The organism is Streptomyces sp. HUAS 31 (genome assembly GCF_028198125.1).
In the GTDB taxonomy this organism is placed as follows: Bacteria; Actinomycetota; Actinomycetes; order Streptomycetales; family Streptomycetaceae; genus Streptomyces; species Streptomyces chartreusis.
In genome coordinates, this window is sequence record NZ_CP116353.1 from 3212398 (window position 1) to 3229184 (window position 16787).

The following is a 16787-nucleotide window of genomic DNA, read 5'->3' on the forward strand; positions in this document are numbered from 1 at the left end:
GCTCAGCGCATGACCGACAACAGCGCACTCGACCCCGAGGACCGCAAGATCGTCACGCTGGCCCGTTCCGCACGGGCCCGCAATGGCGTGCCCGAGGGCGCGGCCGTACGGGACGACACGGGCCGTACCTATGTCGCGGGGACCGTGGCCCTGGACTCCCTGAAGCTGAGCGCGCTCCAGACGGCGGTGGCGATGGCGGTGGCGTCGGGCGCGAAGTCGCTGGAGGCGGCCGCGGTCGTGACGGAGGCGGAGAGCGCCTCCGACGCGGACCGCGCGGCGGTACGCGACCTGGGCGGGCCGGGGACGCCGGTGCTGGTGGCGGGGCCTGACGGGTCGGTGCGCGGGACGGTCACGGCGGGCTGAGTCCGGGCGCCGGACAGCCGCGGGGGCTCAGCGCGGGGCCGCCGCCGTGATGTGGCTGAGCACGCAGAGCCAGCGGTCGTCCCGCCGTACGAACACGTCGGTCGTCCATTCGTCGGCGTCGAAGCGCTCGCCCTTGTAGTGGGCGGTGTTCGTCACGCGCGCGGTGACGACCGCCGATTCGCCGTACACGCGGACGCGGGGCTCGCCGACGATCCGGAAGGCCGAGTGGGTCAGGTCGCCGGACTCGACGTACGACAGGAACCGCGCCCTGGTGGAGATGCCCGACTCGGAGACGATGACCCAGTCGTCGTCCATGAAGTCGGCGATCCGGGCGGGGTCGTTGGAGACCATGGCCGCCGCCCAGTCGTCCGCGCGGGCGGCGAGCACGTTCCGTACCGCGGCGTTCGCGTCGTCGCTCATGGCCGGATGGTAACCAGCGCAGGGCGGCTCGGCGTCCGGGGCGGAGCCGACGGGCGATTGTCAGTGCCCGGTGTCACGCTGAGGGCATACAGGATCGGCGGAAGGGAATCGTCATGATCACCACCGACCAGGCCCCGGGTTCCCCCTGCTGGCTCGACCTCGGCGCTCCCGACGTGCGGGCCTCCGCGGCCTTCTACGGTGCGGTGCTCGGCTGGGAGTACGAGTCCATGGGTGAGGGCGAGGAATTCCAGGGCGGCATGTTCAAGAAGGACGGCAAGACCGTCGCCGGGCTCGGCAAGCTCACCGAGGAGGGCGCGCGCTCGGCCTGGATGATCTACTACACCGTCCCGGACGCGGACGCCACGACGCAGGCGGTGCGGAGCGCGGGCGGCGAGGTGCGGGTGGCGCCGATGGACCTGGAGGACTGGGGCCGGATGGCGCAGTTCACCGATCCGCTGGGCGGGCAGTTCGCCGTGTGGCAGCCGGGGAAGAACTCGGGCTTCGAGCTGGCGGACGAGCCGGGCTCGCTGTCCTGGACCGAGCTGTACACGACCGACGCCGCGGCCGCGAAGGAGTTCTACGGCGGGATCTTCGGCTGGCAGTACGGCGACATGGAACTGCCGGGCGGCGGTGGCGCGTACACCATCATCACGCCCGCCGGGCTGCCCGAGGATCGGATGCAGGGCGGCCTGATGGAGCTCCCGGCCGAGAACCTCGCGCTGGCGGGCGGGCGGCCGTACTGGCACCCGGTCTTCAACGTCGACGACTGCGACGCGGCGGTCGCCAAGGTCACCGAGAACGGCGGCAGTGTGCAGATGGGCCCTGATGACGCCGAGGGCGTCGGCCGGCTGGCCGTGTGCGTGGACCCGTCGAACGCGGACTTCGTGGTGCTGAAGCCGGCGACGCCCAGCTGAGCCGGGCCGCTCGCACACCGGCCGCGTGGCCTCTTGGCGGTGCTGACCCGGGCGGCGGCCACCTGAACCGGCCCGCTCTCACGCCGACCGTCTGAACCCGATCGTCGGCACCGCCCTGCGCAGCGGCCAGGGTCTTCCCGCGTCCTTCGGCACCAGGTCCGTCAGGAACGCGTACCGGCGCAGGGCCTCGGGGTCCTGCCGGTCGAGGGAGCGGACCTGCCGCCACCAGGCGCCGATCTCGGCCCAGCCCGGGGCGGAGAGGGAGCCGCCGAACTCCTGCACCGAGAGGGCGGCCGTCAGGCCCGCGAAGGCCAGGCGGTCGGCGAGCGGCCAGTCCGCCAGGGTGCCGGTGACGAACCCGGCGACGAAGACGTCACCGGCGCCGGTCGGGTCCAGTGCCTCCACGGCGATGGCCGGGACCACGGCGGTCTCCCCGGTCCTGCCGTCCACCGCGTACGCGCCCTCCGCGCCGAGGGTGACGACCGCCAGCGGCACGTGCTCGGTCAATGCGTGGGCCGCCTTGCGGGGGCAGTCGGTGCGCGTGTACCGCATGGCTTCCTGCGCGTTCGGCAGGAACGCCTCGCAGTGCTCCAGGTCCGCAAGTCCCGCCAGGTCCCAGGCTCCGGTGTCGTCCCAGCCGACGTCGGCGAAGATCCGGGTGCCCTTGCTCGCGGCCTGCGCGATCCAGGGCGCGCGGATGCCCGGCACCAGGGAGGCCACGGCGGCACGGGCCCGCGGCGGGCACTCCGGTGCCCCCTCCGGCAGCGGCACGGGCTCGGGGGGCGGCTCGTGGCCGTGGGAGACCATCGTGCGCTCCCCCTCGTACGCCATCGACACCGTGACCGGCGAGTGCCAGCCCTGGACCGTGCGCGACGGCGAGAGGTCGATGCCCTCGCCCTGCTCCAGCGCGTCCCAGCAGTAGTCGCCGTAGTGGTCGTCGCCGAAGGCCGCCGCGAGAGACGTACGCAGGCCGAGGCGGGCCAGGGCGGTGGCCATGTTCGCCACGCCGCCGGGGCTGGAGCCCATGCCGCGCGCCCAGGACTCGGTCCCGCGCACCGGGGCGGAGTCGAGGCCGGTGAAGATGATGTCCAGGAAGACGGTGCCCGTGAGGTACACGTCCCAGGGCGGGTCGGCGGGCGCGCGCAGGCCGGCGAGCGGGTCGACCTGGGCGCGGCGGTACGGCCCCGCCGCCATGGCCGACGGCCGCTGGGGCGAGGGTCCTCTTCCGGTGGGCGCGGTGGGCGTGGTCACGGTGCGCTCCCTGACGTGGTGCCGATCTGGCCAGTGTGCACCAAGCCACTGACAACGCCACCAGGATCTTGCCCGAGCCGCCCGGTCCGTACGGGTCGAGCGGCCGCTACCCGTCCCGGGGCGCCCCTACCAGCGCGGTACCTCCGGTGTTACCCACCCCGGTTCCGCGATCCGCATCGCCGCCGCGTCGTCGCGGTCCCTGAGGGAGCCGTCGTCATCGAGCCACCGGCGGTGCAGCTCGGCGAGGCGGGTGCGGTCGAGTTCGACGCCGAGTCCGGGGCCGTCCGGCACGGCGACCTTGCCGGCCTCGAAGGTGAGGCGCTCGGTGAGGACGTCCTCGGACTGCCAGGGGTAGTGGGAGTCGCAGGCGTGGTGGAGGTCCGGCACGGTGGATGCCACGTGGGTCATCGCGGCCAGGGAGATGCCGAGGTGGGTGTTGGAGTGCATGGACACCCCGACGCCGAAGGTGCGGCAGATCGCCGCCAGTTGCCGGGTGTTGCGCAGCCCGCCCCAGTAGTGGTGGTCGGAGAGGACCACCTGCACGGCGTCCTTGGTGAACGCCTCCTTGATCTCGGCGAACGTCGTCACGCACATGTTGGTCGCCAGCGGCACACCGGTGCGCGCGGCGACCTCGGCCATGCCCGCCGTGCCGAGTGTCGGGTCCTCCAGGTACTCCAGGACGTCCCCGAGCTCCCGCGCCACCCTCAGCGAGGTCGCAACCGACCAGGCCCCGTTGGGGTCGAGCCGCAGCGGATGCCCGGGAAATGCCTCGGCGAGCGCCCGTACGGCCGCGATCTCCTCGTCCGGCGGGAAGACGCCGCCCTTGAGCTTGAAGGACGTGAAGCCGTACGTCTCCTTGAACCTGCGGGCCTGCTCGACGACCCCGGCCGGGTCGACGGCGGCGCCCCAGTCGTCCTTCTCGGCCCGCACGCCCTGCGGGTGGGCGGCCCACTTGTAGAACAGGTACGCGCTGTACTCGACCGCGTCCCGCACCTTGCCGCCGAGCAGCGCGTGCACGGGCAGTCCGAGCGCCTTGCCGAGGGCGTCGAGGCAGGCGACCTCGAAGGCGGAGACGACGGACAGCCGCAGCTTGTCCGCGGTCTGGACGCCGCGCAGCCCGCCGACGTCGACCTGGCCGGAGACCCGGGACCGGTCCACGGCCACCTCGTCGGCGACGGCGAACAGGCCGTTCAGGTCCGTGACCTCGCGTCCGACCAGCTTCCGCGCGAACGGCCGCGCCAGCTCCAGGTACTTGGTGTCGCCGTACGTCTCGCCGACGCCCGTGATCCCGTCGGCCGTCTCGACCTCCACGATCAGTCGGGGCGTGTACGGCTGGTGGACACCCTGGGTGTTCAGCAGCGGCGGGTCGGCGACCAGGATCGGGGTCAGGGTCACGTCCGTGACGGTGAGGTTCACAGCGCGGCTCCCACGAGGTCGAGTCCGGTGCCGAGCAGGGCCCTGAGCTCGGCCAGGTCGCCGGGCGACGGATCGGTGAGCGGGGCGCGGACGGGGCCGACGGGGCGGCCGCGCAGCCGGGCTGCCGCCTTCACCAGGGAGACCGCGTAGCCGGGCACCCGGTCGCGCAGTTCGACGAGCGGGACGTAGAAGTCGCGCAGCAGCTTGTCGGCGAAGCCGTGGTCGCCGTCGCGCAGGGCGGCGAAGAAGGCGTTCGCGATCTCGGGGGCGAAGGCGTGCACGGCGGAGGAGTAGGCGGGGACGCCGACGGTGGCGTAGGCGCGTGCCTGGATCTCGGCGGTGGCGGCGCCGTTGAAGAACAGGAAGCCCTCGGGCGCGGCCAGGGTGAGGCGCTGGAGGCGGTCGAGGTCGCTGTGGCCGTCCTTGAGCCCGATGACGCCGGGGATGCGCGCGATGCGGCGCAACGAGTCGGCGGTGAAGGTGACCTGGCCCCGCTGGTAGGCGATCAGCGGCAGCCGGGTCCGGGCCGCGAGCTGCTCAAGCTGGGCGACCAGGCCGTCCTGCGGGGCGGCGACGAGGTAGTGCGGCAGGACCAGGAGGGCGTCGGCGCCGGCCTCCTCCGCGATCCGCGCGAACCGGGCGGCCTGCGCCCAGCCGTACCCGACTCCGGCCACCACGGGCACCCGGCCGCCGGCCTCCTCGACGGCCGCGGTGACGACGACGCGGTACTCGTCCTCGTCCAGCGAGAAGAACTCGCCGGTGCCGCAGGCGGGGAAGACGGCGCCGGGTGCGGTGGCGAGCTGGGCGGCGACATGGGCGCGGCAGCCGTCCGGGTCCAGCGAGCCGTCGTCGTGGAAGCTCGTCAGCGGGAACGACAGCACGCCGCGTGCCATGCCGTCCCGCAGTCGGCGGATCGTGTCGGTGTCCGTATCGAGGCTCACCCTCGTCATCTCCCCATGTAGACGTCTTCCACGTATAAGAACTGAGATTAGATACGCGAACCGTGACCGTCAATCGCACGGTCCGTCCGATTACGATCGGCCCATGTCAGAGACAGGCGGCGTACGCGAGGTGAAGTCCGCTGCACGCACGGTCGAGCTCCTCGAACTCCTCGCCGCGCGCGGCGACCGGCCCGCGCGCCTCCAGGAGCTGGCCGACGAGCTGGAGGTGCCGCGCAGCTCCATGTACGCGCTGCTCCAGACCCTGATCTCGCGCGGCTGGGTCCGCACCGACGTCACCGGCTCGCTCTACGGCATCGGCATTCACGCCCTGCTCACCGGCACCAGTTACCTCGACTCCGACCCGCGCGTGCGCCTGGTGCGCCCGTACCTCGACGAGGCGTCGCAGGCGCTGGGCGAGACGATCCACATGGCGCGGCTGGACGGCCGGGACGTGGCGTATCTGGCGACGCGCGAGTCGCACGAGTACCTCAGGACGATCAGCCGGGTCGGCCGCCGGCTGCCGGCCCACGTCGGCGCCCTGGGCAAGGCTCTGCTCGCCGAACGCCCGGACGGCGAGCTGCCCGAGGGCCCCTACCGTGCACTCACCCCCAACACCCGCACCAGCCGCGAGGCACTGGCCGCCGACCTCGCCGGGGTGCGGGCGCGCGGCTGGTCGATCGACCGCGAGGAGGGCGTCCTCGGCATCGTCGGCTTCGGCTTCGCACTGCGCTACGACACCCCGGCGCAGGACGCGATCAGCTGCTCGGTGCCGGTGGCCCGGCTGTCGGCCGCGCACGAGGAGCGGATCGTGGCGGTGATGCGGGAGACCCGCGCGAAGATCGAGGCGAGGGCTCCCGGAGGCGGGGGCGGTTCGGTGCACTGGCGCCGCTGAGAGCGCCTGACGAAGGCCCGGGCGAGCATCTCTGCTACCCCCCTTCCCCCACCGCAAACGGAATGTGCCTCAGATCACTCCGCCCCCACTTTTTCGCGGCTCCCTCCGCTTGATACAAATTGCCCGCGCGGTCCTGTCCGTCGACGGCATGCGCCCCTCCCCCTCATCTGAGCCGCTCCTTTCGCATGCCCTGGGACCGCCCGTGTTCGCCCCCCGCACCACCCCCTGGCCTCTCATTGCCCTTTTCACGGCCGGGTACCTCGCTCCGTATCTGCTGCCGACCGTCGTCGGCAGGCTCGACTCCGGACTTCCGCTCTCCCCCACCCAGGCCGGCGCCGTCGGCAGCGCGCTGCTGCTGAGTTCGGCCTCGGCAGGCTTCCTGCTCGCCTCCCGCGTGGACCGCTTCGGCGCCCGCAGGCTGGCCCGGATCGGCCTCACCCTGGCCCTGCTCGGCTACGGCGGCGCCGCCCTCGCGCACACCGTCCCGGCCGTCGTCCTCGGCGTCCTGATCGGCGGCTTCGGATCCGGTACGGCCACCGCCGTCGCCGCCACCCGTATCGCCTCACAGCGCAACCCGCACCGGACCACCACGGCCGGCCTGCTGGGCGTCTCCGCCCTCGCGGGTGCCGTCTATCTGACGGTCCCGCACCTCGGTCCCGGCCATGGCCAGCCGCTGGCCGCCATCGCGCTCACCGCGCTCGCCGTATGGCCGCTGACGGGCCGTATCCCCGTTGACGCGCCGACGGTGGAGTCACGCAGGCCCGCCGCACGGCTCCCCCATCGCCGTCCCGGCCTGGTCCTGGCCGCCTGCATGCTGTGCTGGTCGCTGGCCCAGAACTCCCTGTGGGGCGTCAGCGGCCGGATCGGCCTGACGCAGGCCCAGTTGACGGAGGCCACGGTCGGCGCGGTGTTCGCCATCGCGCTCGGCGCAGGGCTGCTCGGTGTGACCGGGGCGGGCGCGCTCGGCCCGCGTCTCGGCCTCGCCATGCCGATCGGCGCCGGCACGGTCCTCATCGCGGGCTGCATCGCGCTCAGCGCGTCCGCCACCGACCTGCCGACCTTCGCGACCGGCGAGATCGCCTGGAACACGATCTACCCGATCGTCCTGTCGTACGTCATCGGCCTCGCTGCCTCCCTCGACCCACGGGGCCGCTGGGCGGTGCTCGTGGGATCGGCGGCGTCGCTGGGCACGGCGGCGGGCCCGCTGGCCGGGAGCGTGCTGTCGGCGCAGGCCGGGTTCCCGGTCATGGGCGCCGTCCTGGCGGTGGGGCTGCTGGTCGTCTCCGTGCCCATGACGGCGGTGGCGCTGGGCCGCCTGACCCGCACGAGCGGCGAGATCGCCGAGACGGCGGAGGTGGTCGAGGTCGTCGAGATCCCGCTGGACACCGTCGAGGCCACCCCGGCCGCCCCCGACCGCCTGACCGCCGCCACCTGAGCGGCCGCCCGGAGCGCTAGCGGAACTCGTAGCCCTCCACCTCGGCCAAGTACCGCGCCCGCAGCTCCTCGTCGTCCTCCAGGAAGGAGGCGAGGAAGGAGTTGCGGGCCAGCTCCCGCAGCCGTTCCCGGTCCAGGCCCAGCGTCGAGCGGACCGCGTCGAAGTTGTCGCCGGCGTACCCGCCGAAGTAGGCCGGGTCGTCGGAGTTGACCGTGCACATCAGGCCGGCGTCGAGCATCGCCGGCAGCGGGTGGTCGGCGAGCGTGTCGACGGTCCGCAGCCGCACGTTGGACAGCGGGCACAGCGTCAGCGGCATCCGCTCCCGCACCAGCCGCTCGACCAGCGCCGGGTCCTCCATGCAGCGCAGCCCGTGGTCGACGCGCTCGACGCCGAGGACGTCCAGGGCCTCGGTGATGTACGCGGGCGGGCCCTCCTCGCCGGCGTGCGCGACGCGCCGCAGCCCGAGCCGGGCGGCCGCCTCGTAGACCTCGCGGAACTTCACCGGCGGATGGCCGACCTCGGCCGAGTCCAGGCCCACGCCGGTGATCCGGTCGAGATACGGCTCGGCGGCCCGCAGCGTCTCCATCGCCGACTCGGCGGAGTCGTCGCGCAGGAAGCACATGATGAGCCGGGTGGAGACACCGTGGTTCGCCTCGCTGCTGCCCAGCGCCCGCCACAGCCCCTCTACGACGGTGCCCAGCCCGACGCCCCGCTTGGTGTGCGCCTGCGGGTCGAAGAAGATCTCCGCGTGCCGCACGCCCTGGGCGGCGGCCCGCGCGAGGTAGGCGTTCGCGAGGTCCGCGAAGTCCTGCTCGGTGCGCAGGACGGCCATGAGCTCGTAGTACAGGTTCAGGAAGGACTGGAGGTCCTCGAACTCGTACGCCTTGCCGAGCTCGCCGGTGTCGCCGTACGGCAGCCGGACGCCGTTGCGGGCGGCCAGTTCGAAGGCGAGCTCGGGTTCGAGGGTGCCTTCGATGTGAAGGTGAAGTTCTGCTTTGGGGAGGGGCATCAAAGCATCGTACGGCGGCATTACCGACGTTTCGGTAGCGGGACCCTCAGCAGGTCGTGCGCCACCGTCAGCTCCCCGTCGAAACCGGCGTCCCGTGCCTGCCGCTCGAACTCGTCCGGCTCGGTGTAGCGCTGGCTGAAGTGGGTGAGCACGAGATGCCGTACGCCGCTGTCGAGCGCGACGCGGGCGGCCTGACCGGCGGTCAGATGACCGTGCTCGGCGGCGAGTTCGCCGTCCTCGTCCAGGAAGGTGGACTCGATGACGAGCATGTCGCAGCCGTCGGCGAGGGCGTACACCCCGTCGCACAGCCGGGTGTCCATGACGAACGCGAACCGCTGCCCTCGCCGGAACTCGCTCACGTCGTCCAGCGAGACACCGTCGAGGACGCCTTCGCGCTGGATCCGGCCCACGTCCGGGCCCTTGATGCCGTGCGCGGCGAGCCGTTCGGGCAGCATGCGGCGGCCGTCGGGCTCGACGAGGCGGTAGCCGTACGACTCGACGGGGTGCGACAGCCGGGCGCTGTACAGCGTGTAGCCGCCGGTGTCGGCGATGACGCCGTCGGTGTCGACCGGGGCCTGCGTGAGGTCGACGGTCTCGCGGTAGGCGGTGGCGTACCGCAGCCGGTCGAAGAAGCGCTGGCCGGACCGCGGGTAGTGGGCGGTGACGGGGTGCGGGACCTTGTCGAGGTTGATCCGCTGGATGACCCCGGCGAGGCCCAGCGAATGATCCCCGTGGAAGTGGGTGACGCAGATCCGGTTCAGGTCATGGGCGGCGACGCCGGCCCGCAGCATCTGGCGCTGTGTGCCCTCGCCGGGATCGAAGAGGATGCCCTCGCCGTCCCACCGCAGCAGATAGCCGTTGTGGTTCCGGTGCCGGGTCGGGACCTGGCTCGCCGTCCCGAGGACGACCAACTCACGTACGGACACGACGACTTCGGCCTAGCCGGGGGGCCACTGCAGGCCACGGCCGCCGAGGACGTGGGCGTGCGCGTGGAACACGGTCTGGCCGGCGCCGGCACCGGTGTTGAAGACGACGCGGTAGCTCTCCAGCTTGTCCTCGTCGGCGACGGTCTGGGCCTCGCGCAGGACGTCCGCGGCGAGGGCCGGCTCGGCGGCCGCGAGGGTGGCGGCGTCCTTGTAGTGCGCCTTGGGGATGACCAGGACGTGGGTGGGCGCCTGGGGGTTGATGTCCCGGAACGCGACGGTGGTCTCCGTCTCCCGCACGATCGTCGCCGGAACGTGCTTCGCGACGATCTTGCAGAACAAGCAGTCGTCCTGCGGCTCCCCTGCCATGTTCCCTCCGGGGGTTGGGCCGGTGTGGTTTACGGGGGGCATCGTATCGTCGCCGGGTGCGGGTGCATCGTGGCTGGTCGCGCCCACGCGGCGGAGCCGCAAATCGATACAGCCCCGCGCCCCTTTCAGGTTGGCAGAGCCGGCGGTGTCTTCGCCGGGCTGGTCTCCAGCCCCTCCAGCGCGATCCTGATCGCCTCGTCCAGTTGGGCGTCCCTGCCCGCCACCCAGTCCTGCGGGCGCTGGAACACCTCCACGTCCGGGTCGACACCGTGGTTCTCGACGTCCCAGCCGTAGCCCTCCAGCCAGATGGCGTACTTCGGCTGGGTGATCAGCGTGCCGTCGACCAGCCGGTACCGGCTGTCGATCCCGATCACCCCGCCCCAGGTCCGGGTACCCACGACCGGTCCGAGGCCGAGCGCCTTGATCGCCGCGTTGACGATGTCCCCGTCCGACCCGGAGAACTCGTCCGCCACCGCCACCACCGGCCCTCGGGGCGCGTCCTGCGGATAGCTGTACGGCCGCATCCCGCGCGGCAGTTCCCAGCCGACGATCCGCCGGGCCAGCTTCTCCACGACGAGCTGGGAGGTGTGCCCGCCGCCGTTCTCCCGGACGTCCACGACGAGCCCTTCCCGGGCCACCTCGATCCGCAGGTCACGGTGGATCTGGGCCCAGCCCGGCGCCTGCATGTCCGGGACATGGAGGTAGCCGAGCCGGCCGCCGGACTTCTCGTGCACGTACGCCCGCCGGTCCGCGACCCACGCGTGGTAGCGCAGCGGCTGCTCGTCCGCGATGGGCACCACGACCGCGTGCCGTACGTCCCCGCCGCCGGCCGGCGAGATCGTCAGCTCCACCGCCTTGCCCGCCGTGCCGACGAGCAGCGGCCCCGGCCCGGTGACCGGGTCCACCGGCACCCCGGCCACGGCCACGATCGCGTCGCCCGCCCGCACCGCGACGCCGGGCGCGGCCAGCGGTGCCCGCGCGTCGGGGTCGGAGGTCTCCGACGGCAGGATGCGATCGATGCGCCAACTCCCGTCGGCGTGGCGGGAGATGTCCGCGCCGAGCAGCCCCTGCCGGGCGCCGCCGCCGTACCCGCCGCGCGAGGCGACGTAGGCGTGCGAGGTGCCCAGCTCGCCCTGCACCTCCCACAGCAGGTCGATCAGGTCGTCGTGGGTGGCGACGCGGTCGAGGAGCGGGCGGTAGCGGTCCAGGACGCCCGGCCAGTCCACCCCGCTCATGTCGGGCCGCCAGAAGTGGTCCCGCATGATGCGGCCGGCCTCGTCGAACATCTGCCGCCACTCGGCGGCCGGGTCGATCCGCTGCCGTACGCGGGTCAGGTCCACGGTGATGTTGGAGTCGCTGTCCTCGTCGCCGGACGCCCGCCGGTCGCTCGGTACGACCTTGAGCCTGCTGTCGGTCCACAGCAGGACCCGCTTGCCGTCGCCGCTGACCTCGAAGTCGTCGGCGTCGTCGGCGAGATGCTCGACGCGCCGCTGAAGCAGGTCGTAGCGCTCCAGCTCGGTCTTGGGCTCGGGGTCGTCGGGCGTGGCCCGGGAGGCGCCGAGCGCGCCCTGCACCGGGTGGCGCAGCCACAGCACGCCGTCTTTGGCGGTCCGCAGGCCGGTGTAGCGGGCGGCCTCGACGGGGAACGGCACGATCCGGTCGGCGAGCCCTTCGAGGTCGATGCGGGTGGCGGGGGTGCCCTCGCTGTCGGGTGTCTCCTCCTTGTCCGGCGCGTCGAAGGAGCGGCCGTGCCGCTGCGGGCCGAAGGGGGACGGGGTCGTGGCCGCCAGCGTGATCAGGTGCGGGCGGGAGCCGACCACGAAGGCCAGGTCGAAGACGTGCTCGTCGTAGACCGGGTCGAAGGCGCGCGTCGACAGGAACGCCAGGTGCTTGCCGTCCTGCGTGAACGCGGGCGCGTAGTCCTGGAATCGCAGCGGGGTCGCCTCGGAGACCGACAGGTCGGTGGTGTTGGCGAGCTTGAGCTGGGCCAGCGGGCGCGGGCCGGGGTGCGACCAGGCGAGCCAGGCCGAGTCGGGCGAGAAGACCAGCCCCGACACGTCGCCGTCCACGCTGCGGTCGACCTCGCGGACCTCGCCGCTCTCCCGCTCGACGAACAGCACCCGGCCGTCGTGCGCGGCGACCGCCGCCCGGCTCCCGTCGGGCGCCATGGCCAGCTCCAGCACCCGCCCGAGCTGTCCGGCGGCCAGTCTGCGCGGGGTGGCCCCGGGCGCGAGCCCGGTCGCCGGGGCGAACTCCAGCGCGTCGTCGCCCTCGGCGTCCGTCACCCACACCACCCACTCCTCGCCGTCCGCGCGGAAGGTACGGGGCAGCCGGGCCCGTACGCCGGGCTCGGCGGCCAGTGCGCGGGCGGGGCCCGAGCGGTGGGTGACCCAGTGCACGTTGCCGCGGACGCAGACGGCGCTGCCGCGCGCGGTGTGGTCGGGCGCGGCCTCCCCGAAGGAACGGGCGGCGTTCAGCGGGTACGGCTGCCGGTCGGTGCGCTGCCCGCCGAGCCGGATGTCCAGCCGGCGCGGCTCGGCGCCGTCGAGGTCGTCCAGCAGCATGAGTTCACCGGCGGACACGTACACGACCCGGGTGCCGTCGCTCGCGGCGTGCCGGGCGTAGAACCCGTCGACAGATGTGTGCCCGCGCAGATCGGAGCCGTCGGCGAGGGAGGAGTACAGGGCTCCGACGCCCTCGTGGTCGGAGAGGAAGGCGATCCGGTCCCCCACCCACACGGGGTCCTCGAGGTTCCCGTCCAGCTCCTCGTGCAGCCGTACGAAGTCGCCCTCGCCCTCCCGGTCGATCCACAGCTTGCCCGCCGTGCCGCCGCGGTAGCGCTTCCAGCGGGCGGCCTCCAGGCCCATCGGCGCGGAGGCGAGCACCAGGTGCGGCCCGTGCACGACGTCGCCGACGGGGCCGTACGGCAGGGTGGTCGCGGGGCCGCCGTCGAGCGGGACCGTGTGGGCCCAGGTGCGGCGGCTGCCGGCCTGGCCCTGGGTGCTGATCGCGAGGACCCGGCCGTCCGGGGTCCAGCCGCGCACCCGGGTCTGCCAACTGCCCCAGTGCGTAAGTCGCCTGGAGGGGCCGCCGTCGACCGGCGCGATGTGCACCTCGGGGGCGCCGTCGCGGGTGGAGGTCCAGGCGACGGTCGTGCCGTCGGGCGAGATGCGCGGCCGGGAGACCGGCACGTTGTCGGCGCTGACCCGCCAGGCGCGGCCGCCGTCGAGGGGGGCGATCCACACGTCGTCCTCGGCGGTGAAGGCGACCAGGTCGCCGCGCAGATGCGGATACCTCAGATACGCGGACGAGGAGTGTGCGGCCGGCGGGAGGGAGGCCGAGGTCGTCACGGCCGTCGCGGACTGTGTCACCCGATCACCCTAAGCAAGGGCGGCGTGCACGAACAGCCCCTTGGATCACTTGCCCGCGCCGCCCGGGGGACGCGGTCACTTGCCCTCCGGCCAGCAGTTCGGGTGTTCCTTGCAGTAGACGGTCTTCGTGACGGTCACCGTGACGGTGGGCCCGGGCTGCTGTCCGCCGCCGGGGTTCACGGGCGAGGGCGTGGCGTCGCACTTGCCCAGACCGTTGACGTGGAACCACTCCTTGCCGTCGATCTTGGCGACGAGGTCCCCGCGCACACAGGCGCCGCTGACGGCCCGGGTGATCCGGCCGGTGACGACGATGTCCTTGCCGCCGCCGGTCTCGCCCTCGCAGTCGACCTTGACGACGGTGTTCTCGCTCGCCGTGGCACCGGAGCTCTTGTTGCCGCCGCCGTCGTAGGAGCCGGTGCAGTTGAGCCACTGCACGTCGGCCTTCTGGCGCTCCAGTTCCGCGGTCACGGTCTGGTCGGTGGTGAACGCCACGGTCGCGCTGCTCAGTCCGCCCGGGTCGCAGGCGCCCAGCCCGCCGACCGCGACCACGGCAAGCCCGGCGACACCGGCCACCCGCACGCCGCGAGGCCGACGCCCCGCACAACCCCAAACCCTGCTGAATGCCCCCATGGGAGGGCAGCCTGCCACTGTCGCCGCCGACGCGGTAGAGCGCATACGGCCACTCCAGGACCTCGGACATCACAATCGAATGAAGCCCAATCGGCGCTGAAAACCCGGAGACCGGGCGGTGTCCGGCGCCGTAGCGTGGCCGGATGCGATCACACCGCCGGCTGCGCAGGCTCGTCGTGGACGGGCGGACGACGTATCTGTGGAGCGTCCGGCACAAGCACCGCGACGGAGACGTGTGCCGTGAGGTCCTGAACCTCTGCCTGGACGGCGTCCGCACGCGTGTCGTCTTCCGCTCCGGCCCGTCCGGCTCGGGCCGCTACGTCGCCGACGGGTACTGGTTCGCGGGCTGTGTCGCCGACGGACGCGGCAATCTCCTCAACCTGCGCGAGCCGGGGGTCGTGCGGGCCCTCGTCGACGAGGCCGCGCGGCGCGAACTGCTGTCGGGCAAGGGTGAGTTGGACGGCTGGGAGCTGTTCCACGCGGTCGTCGAGGCCGTCGAGGTCAGCCGCGCAGCAGCAGCCACTCCTGGAGTTCCACCAGGTTCCCCTCCGGGTCCTTGAGGTGGACGACCCGCATGCGGTCGGTCATCGGGGCGGGGCCGTGCATGAGGGTCGCGCCACGGGCGGTGATCTGGGCGCAGTAGGTGTCCAGGTCGTCCACGCGCAGGACGACCATGGAGCGATGGCCGGCGGCGTCGTCGCCGAGTTCGCCGAGGGTCTCGGCCATCATGACCCGGTCCTGGAGGGCGATGCCCGCCGAGCCGGTGGCGGGGCTGAACTTCTCGTACGGCCCGTCCGTCGCCCCGGACTGCGGCTTGAGGCCGAGGACGTCGGCGTAGAAGCGGTAGCAGGCCGCGAAGTCGGTGACCAGCAGCCGTACTTGGGCGAGTTCCACGGCGGACGTCCCTCCCGTCAGGACCAGCGGCCGGTGCGGCCGAGGAGCAGTGCCGTCGCCGCGGTTCCGGCGGTGGAGGTGCGCAGGACGGTACGGCCCAGACGGTACGCCTTCGCCCCGGCCTCCTCGAAGAGGGCCAGTTCCTCGGGCGACACCCCGCCCTCCGGCCCGACGACGAGCACGATCTCGCCCTCGGCCGGCAGGTCGGCGGTCGCGAGGGCCTCACTGCCGTAGTCGCGGTCCTCGTGCAGTACGGCGGCGAAGTCGGCCGCCGCGAGCAGCGCCGCGACCTGCTTGGTCGTCGCCGCGTCCGCGACCTCGGGGAAGCGCACCCGGCGGGACTGCTTGCCGGCCTCGCGGGCGGTGGCCCGCCATTTGCCGAGCGCCTTCGCGCCCCGCTCGCCCTTCCACTGCGTGATGCAACGGGCGGCCGCCCACGGCACGATCGCGTCGACGCCGGTCTCGGTCATGGTCTCGACCGCGAGCTCGCCGCGGTCGCCCTTGGGCAGGGCCTGCACGACGGTGATCCGGGGCCGCTCGGGGGCCTCCTCGGCCACGGCCCCGAGCTCCAGCACCAGCCGGTCCTTGCCCTCGGCCGCCTTGACGACGCCCTCGGCCCAGCGGCCGTGCCCGTCGGTGAGGACGACTTCCTCTCCGGCCCGCAGCCGCTTCACCGAGACGGCGTGCCGGCCCTCGGGCCCGTCGAGCACGAACTCGGCACCGCCGGCCCGCTCCAGCGACTCGACGACGAACACCGGCGCGGTCATCCGGCCGCACCACCCTCCGGGAAGACCGACAACGCTGTCGACGCCGCGTCCAACTCCGCGACCAGGACCTCCACCAGCCGCCCGGCGGCGAGTTCGCGGGCCATGCGGTGGCCCTGCCCCGCCCACAGCGCCATGCCCTGCGGGTCGCCGGACGCGGCGGCCTTCTTGCGCAGCGGCGAGGTGAGGTGGTGGACCTCGGGGTAGGCGGCGGGGGCGTACGGGCCGTGCTCGCGCAGGAAGCGGTTGACGAGGCCGCGCGCGGGGCGTCCGGAGAACGCGCGCGTCAGCTCGGTGCGGACGAACAGGGGGTTGGTCAGCGCCTGCTTGTGCAGGGCGTTGGCGCCGGACTCCGGGGTGATCAGGAAGGCGGTGCCGAGCTGGGCGGCACTGGCGCCGGCCGCGAGGACGGCGGCGATCTGGCTGCCTCGCATGATGCCGCCGGCGGCGACCAGCGGCAGGCTCACGGTCTCGCGGACCTGGGCGACGAGCGACAGCAGCCCTATGCCGGTGCCGTCGGTCTCGGGGTGGTCGCGGTGGGTGCCCTGGTGGCCGCCGGCCTCGACGCCCTGCACGATCACGGCGTCGGCGCCGGCCCGCTGCACGGCGAGTGCCTCGTCCGGGGTGGTGGCGGTGACGAGGGTGACGGTGCCGGCGCGGCGCAGGGACTCCAGCACCTCGGCGGTGGGCACGCCGAAGTGGAAGGAGACGACCGGCACCGGGTTGTCGAGGAGCACGGCGAGCTTGGCGTCGTAGCCGTCGTCGCGGCCGCTGTCCGGGTCCCCCAGCTCGACCTCGTACCAGGCGGCCTCACCGGCGAGCTGATGACGGTAGACGTCCACGGCGGCCGCGTCGGCGTACTCGGGCTGCGGCATGAACAGGTTGACGCCGAAGGGGCGCTGGGTCAGTCCCCGCAGCTGCTTGATCTCCTGGTACATCCCGTCGGCGGTTTTGTACCCGGCGGCGAGAAACCCCAGCCCACCGGCCTCGGACACGGCGGCAGCGAGGTGCGGCACGGAGACGCCGCCCGCCATGGGGGCCTGCACGATCGGATGGGGGAAAAGATCGGTCAGCGCGGAGGACATGACGGCATGTTGTCACGTCCTCCGAACAAGTCCGAATCGGCCCTTCCCTTGCCCCGGGCCGGAACTTCCCCCCACCCGTCAGCGACCGTTGAAGGCGTCCTTCAGCCGCG

Annotated in this window: 17 protein-coding genes; 5 read left to right on the plus strand and 12 right to left on the minus strand. The window is 73.1% G+C overall.

What is annotated here, in order from left to right; all coding sequences use genetic code 11:
- Positions 1–9: 9 nt before the first annotated feature.
- The gene (locus tag PGH47_RS14180) at positions 10–363 is read left to right on the plus strand and encodes a cytidine deaminase (protein ID WP_125525147.1); all 354 of its coding nucleotides are present in this window, start codon (positions 10–12) and stop codon (positions 361–363) included.
- Positions 364–390: 27 nt separating this feature from the next.
- Here PGH47_RS14180 and PGH47_RS14185 read toward each other — a convergent pair whose 3' ends face one another.
- Positions 391–783, minus strand: a complete 393-nt coding sequence (locus PGH47_RS14185; RefSeq protein WP_271663737.1) for a nuclear transport factor 2 family protein — start codon at positions 781–783, stop codon at positions 391–393.
- 113 nt (positions 784–896) lie between these two features.
- On the opposite strand from PGH47_RS14185, the gene PGH47_RS14190 reads away from it, so the two are divergent.
- Complete coding sequence (locus PGH47_RS14190; RefSeq protein WP_271663738.1) at positions 897–1697, plus strand: VOC family protein; 801 nt, start codon at positions 897–899, stop codon at positions 1695–1697.
- A gap of 78 nt (positions 1698–1775) precedes the next feature.
- Here PGH47_RS14190 and PGH47_RS14195 read toward each other — a convergent pair whose 3' ends face one another.
- The 3 genes from PGH47_RS14195 to PGH47_RS14205 all read right to left on the minus strand — a co-directional run bounded on the left by PGH47_RS14195 (position 1776) and on the right by PGH47_RS14205 (position 5257).
- Entirely contained in the window at positions 1776–2891 is a 1116-nt protein-coding gene (locus tag PGH47_RS14195; RefSeq protein ID WP_271668052.1) for a carbohydrate kinase family protein, read from the minus strand.
- 183 nt (positions 2892–3074) lie between these two features.
- Positions 3075–4364, minus strand: a complete 1290-nt coding sequence (locus PGH47_RS14200) for a glucarate dehydratase family protein (RefSeq protein ID WP_271663739.1) — start codon at positions 4362–4364, stop codon at positions 3075–3077.
- Positions 4361–5257 carry a 5-dehydro-4-deoxyglucarate dehydratase gene (locus PGH47_RS14205; protein WP_376055715.1) on the minus strand — a complete coding sequence of 299 codons (897 nt, stop codon included), beginning with the start codon at positions 5255–5257 and terminating at the stop codon, positions 4361–4363. Before PGH47_RS14205 ends, PGH47_RS14200 begins: the two co-directional genes overlap by 4 nt.
- Before the next feature lie 151 nt (positions 5258–5408).
- Here PGH47_RS14205 and PGH47_RS14210 point away from each other — a divergent pair, with 151 nt between their 5' ends.
- On the plus strand, positions 5409–6197 hold the full coding sequence (locus tag PGH47_RS14210) for an IclR family transcriptional regulator (RefSeq protein WP_271663741.1): 789 nt from the start codon (positions 5409–5411) through the stop codon (positions 6195–6197).
- 202 nt (positions 6198–6399) lie between these two features.
- Positions 6400–7632: an MFS transporter gene (locus PGH47_RS14215; RefSeq protein ID WP_271663742.1), complete on the plus strand. Its 1233-nt coding sequence runs from the start codon at positions 6400–6402 to the stop codon at positions 7630–7632.
- Positions 7633–7648: 16 nt separating this feature from the next.
- On the opposite strand, the gene PGH47_RS14220 is transcribed toward PGH47_RS14215, so the two are convergent.
- The 5 genes from PGH47_RS14220 to PGH47_RS14240 form a co-directional block, all read right to left on the minus strand.
- On the minus strand, positions 7649–8641 hold the full coding sequence (locus PGH47_RS14220; protein WP_271663743.1) for an adenosine deaminase: 993 nt from the start codon (positions 8639–8641) through the stop codon (positions 7649–7651).
- Positions 8642–8661: 20 nt separating this feature from the next.
- Complete coding sequence (locus PGH47_RS14225) at positions 8662–9567, minus strand: ribonuclease Z (RefSeq protein WP_271663744.1); 906 nt, start codon at positions 9565–9567, stop codon at positions 8662–8664.
- Positions 9568–9579: 12 nt separating this feature from the next.
- Positions 9580–9933 carry a histidine triad nucleotide-binding protein gene (locus PGH47_RS14230; RefSeq protein ID WP_107906607.1) on the minus strand — a complete coding sequence of 118 codons (354 nt, stop codon included), beginning with the start codon at positions 9931–9933 and terminating at the stop codon, positions 9580–9582.
- A gap of 125 nt (positions 9934–10058) precedes the next feature.
- Positions 10059–13205 carry a S41 family peptidase gene (locus tag PGH47_RS14235; RefSeq protein WP_435887845.1) on the minus strand — a complete coding sequence of 1049 codons (3147 nt, stop codon included), beginning with the start codon at positions 13203–13205 and terminating at the stop codon, positions 10059–10061.
- Positions 13206–13379: 174 nt separating this feature from the next.
- A complete protein-coding gene (locus tag PGH47_RS14240) occupies positions 13380–13934 on the minus strand; it encodes a hypothetical protein (RefSeq protein ID WP_376055667.1) in 555 nt (184 codons plus the stop codon).
- Positions 13935–14077: 143 nt separating this feature from the next.
- On the opposite strand from PGH47_RS14240, the gene PGH47_RS14245 reads away from it, so the two are divergent.
- The gene (locus PGH47_RS14245) at positions 14078–14494 is read left to right on the plus strand and encodes a hypothetical protein (RefSeq protein ID WP_271663745.1); all 417 of its coding nucleotides are present in this window, start codon (positions 14078–14080) and stop codon (positions 14492–14494) included.
- Here PGH47_RS14245 and PGH47_RS14250 read toward each other — a convergent pair.
- Genes PGH47_RS14250 through PGH47_RS14260 form a run of 3 tightly spaced genes read right to left on the minus strand, consistent with a single transcriptional unit; the run spans position 14436 to position 16677 of the window.
- Positions 14436–14828 (minus strand): VOC family protein, encoded by a 393-nt coding sequence (locus PGH47_RS14250; protein ID WP_107906606.1) that lies wholly within the window; start codon positions 14826–14828, stop codon positions 14436–14438. The two genes, PGH47_RS14245 and PGH47_RS14250, sit on opposite strands and share 59 nt — an antisense overlap.
- 17 nt (positions 14829–14845) lie before the next feature.
- Positions 14846–15595 (minus strand): 16S rRNA (uracil(1498)-N(3))-methyltransferase, encoded by a 750-nt coding sequence (locus tag PGH47_RS14255; protein WP_271663746.1) that lies wholly within the window; start codon positions 15593–15595, stop codon positions 14846–14848.
- Positions 15592–16677, minus strand: coding sequence for a nitronate monooxygenase (locus tag PGH47_RS14260; RefSeq protein ID WP_271663747.1), 1086 nt, complete (start codon positions 16675–16677; stop codon positions 15592–15594). The genes PGH47_RS14255 and PGH47_RS14260 overlap by 4 nt, the downstream gene beginning before the upstream one ends.
- Positions 16678–16787: the final 110 nt, after the last annotated feature.

Coding starts and splice junctions, on each gene's coding strand:
- PGH47_RS14220 (WP_271663743.1), bottom strand. CDS start 8,641: ATGCCCCTCCCCAAAGCAGAACTTCACCTTCACATCGAAGGCACCCTC.
- PGH47_RS14240 (WP_376055667.1), bottom strand. CDS start 13,934: ATGGGGGCATTCAGCAGGGTTTGGGGTTGTGCGGGGCGTCGGCCTCGC.
- PGH47_RS14245 (WP_271663745.1), top strand. CDS start 14,078: ATGCGATCACACCGCCGGCTGCGCAGGCTCGTCGTGGACGGGCGGACG.
- PGH47_RS14210 (WP_271663741.1), top strand. CDS start 5,409: ATGTCAGAGACAGGCGGCGTACGCGAGGTGAAGTCCGCTGCACGCACG.
- PGH47_RS14190 (WP_271663738.1), top strand. CDS start 897: ATGATCACCACCGACCAGGCCCCGGGTTCCCCCTGCTGGCTCGACCTC.
- PGH47_RS14180 (WP_125525147.1), top strand. CDS start 10: ATGACCGACAACAGCGCACTCGACCCCGAGGACCGCAAGATCGTCACG.
- PGH47_RS14185 (WP_271663737.1), bottom strand. CDS start 783: ATGAGCGACGACGCGAACGCCGCGGTACGGAACGTGCTCGCCGCCCGC.
- PGH47_RS14230 (WP_107906607.1), bottom strand. CDS start 9,933: ATGGCAGGGGAGCCGCAGGACGACTGCTTGTTCTGCAAGATCGTCGCG.
- PGH47_RS14205 (WP_376055715.1), bottom strand. CDS start 5,257: ATGGCACGCGGCGTGCTGTCGTTCCCGCTGACGAGCTTCCACGACGAC.
- PGH47_RS14260 (WP_271663747.1), bottom strand. CDS start 16,677: ATGTCCTCCGCGCTGACCGATCTTTTCCCCCATCCGATCGTGCAGGCC.
- PGH47_RS14195 (WP_271668052.1), bottom strand. CDS start 2,891: ATGGCGGCGGGGCCGTACCGCCGCGCCCAGGTCGACCCGCTCGCCGGC.
- PGH47_RS14255 (WP_271663746.1), bottom strand. CDS start 15,595: ATGACCGCGCCGGTGTTCGTCGTCGAGTCGCTGGAGCGGGCCGGCGGT.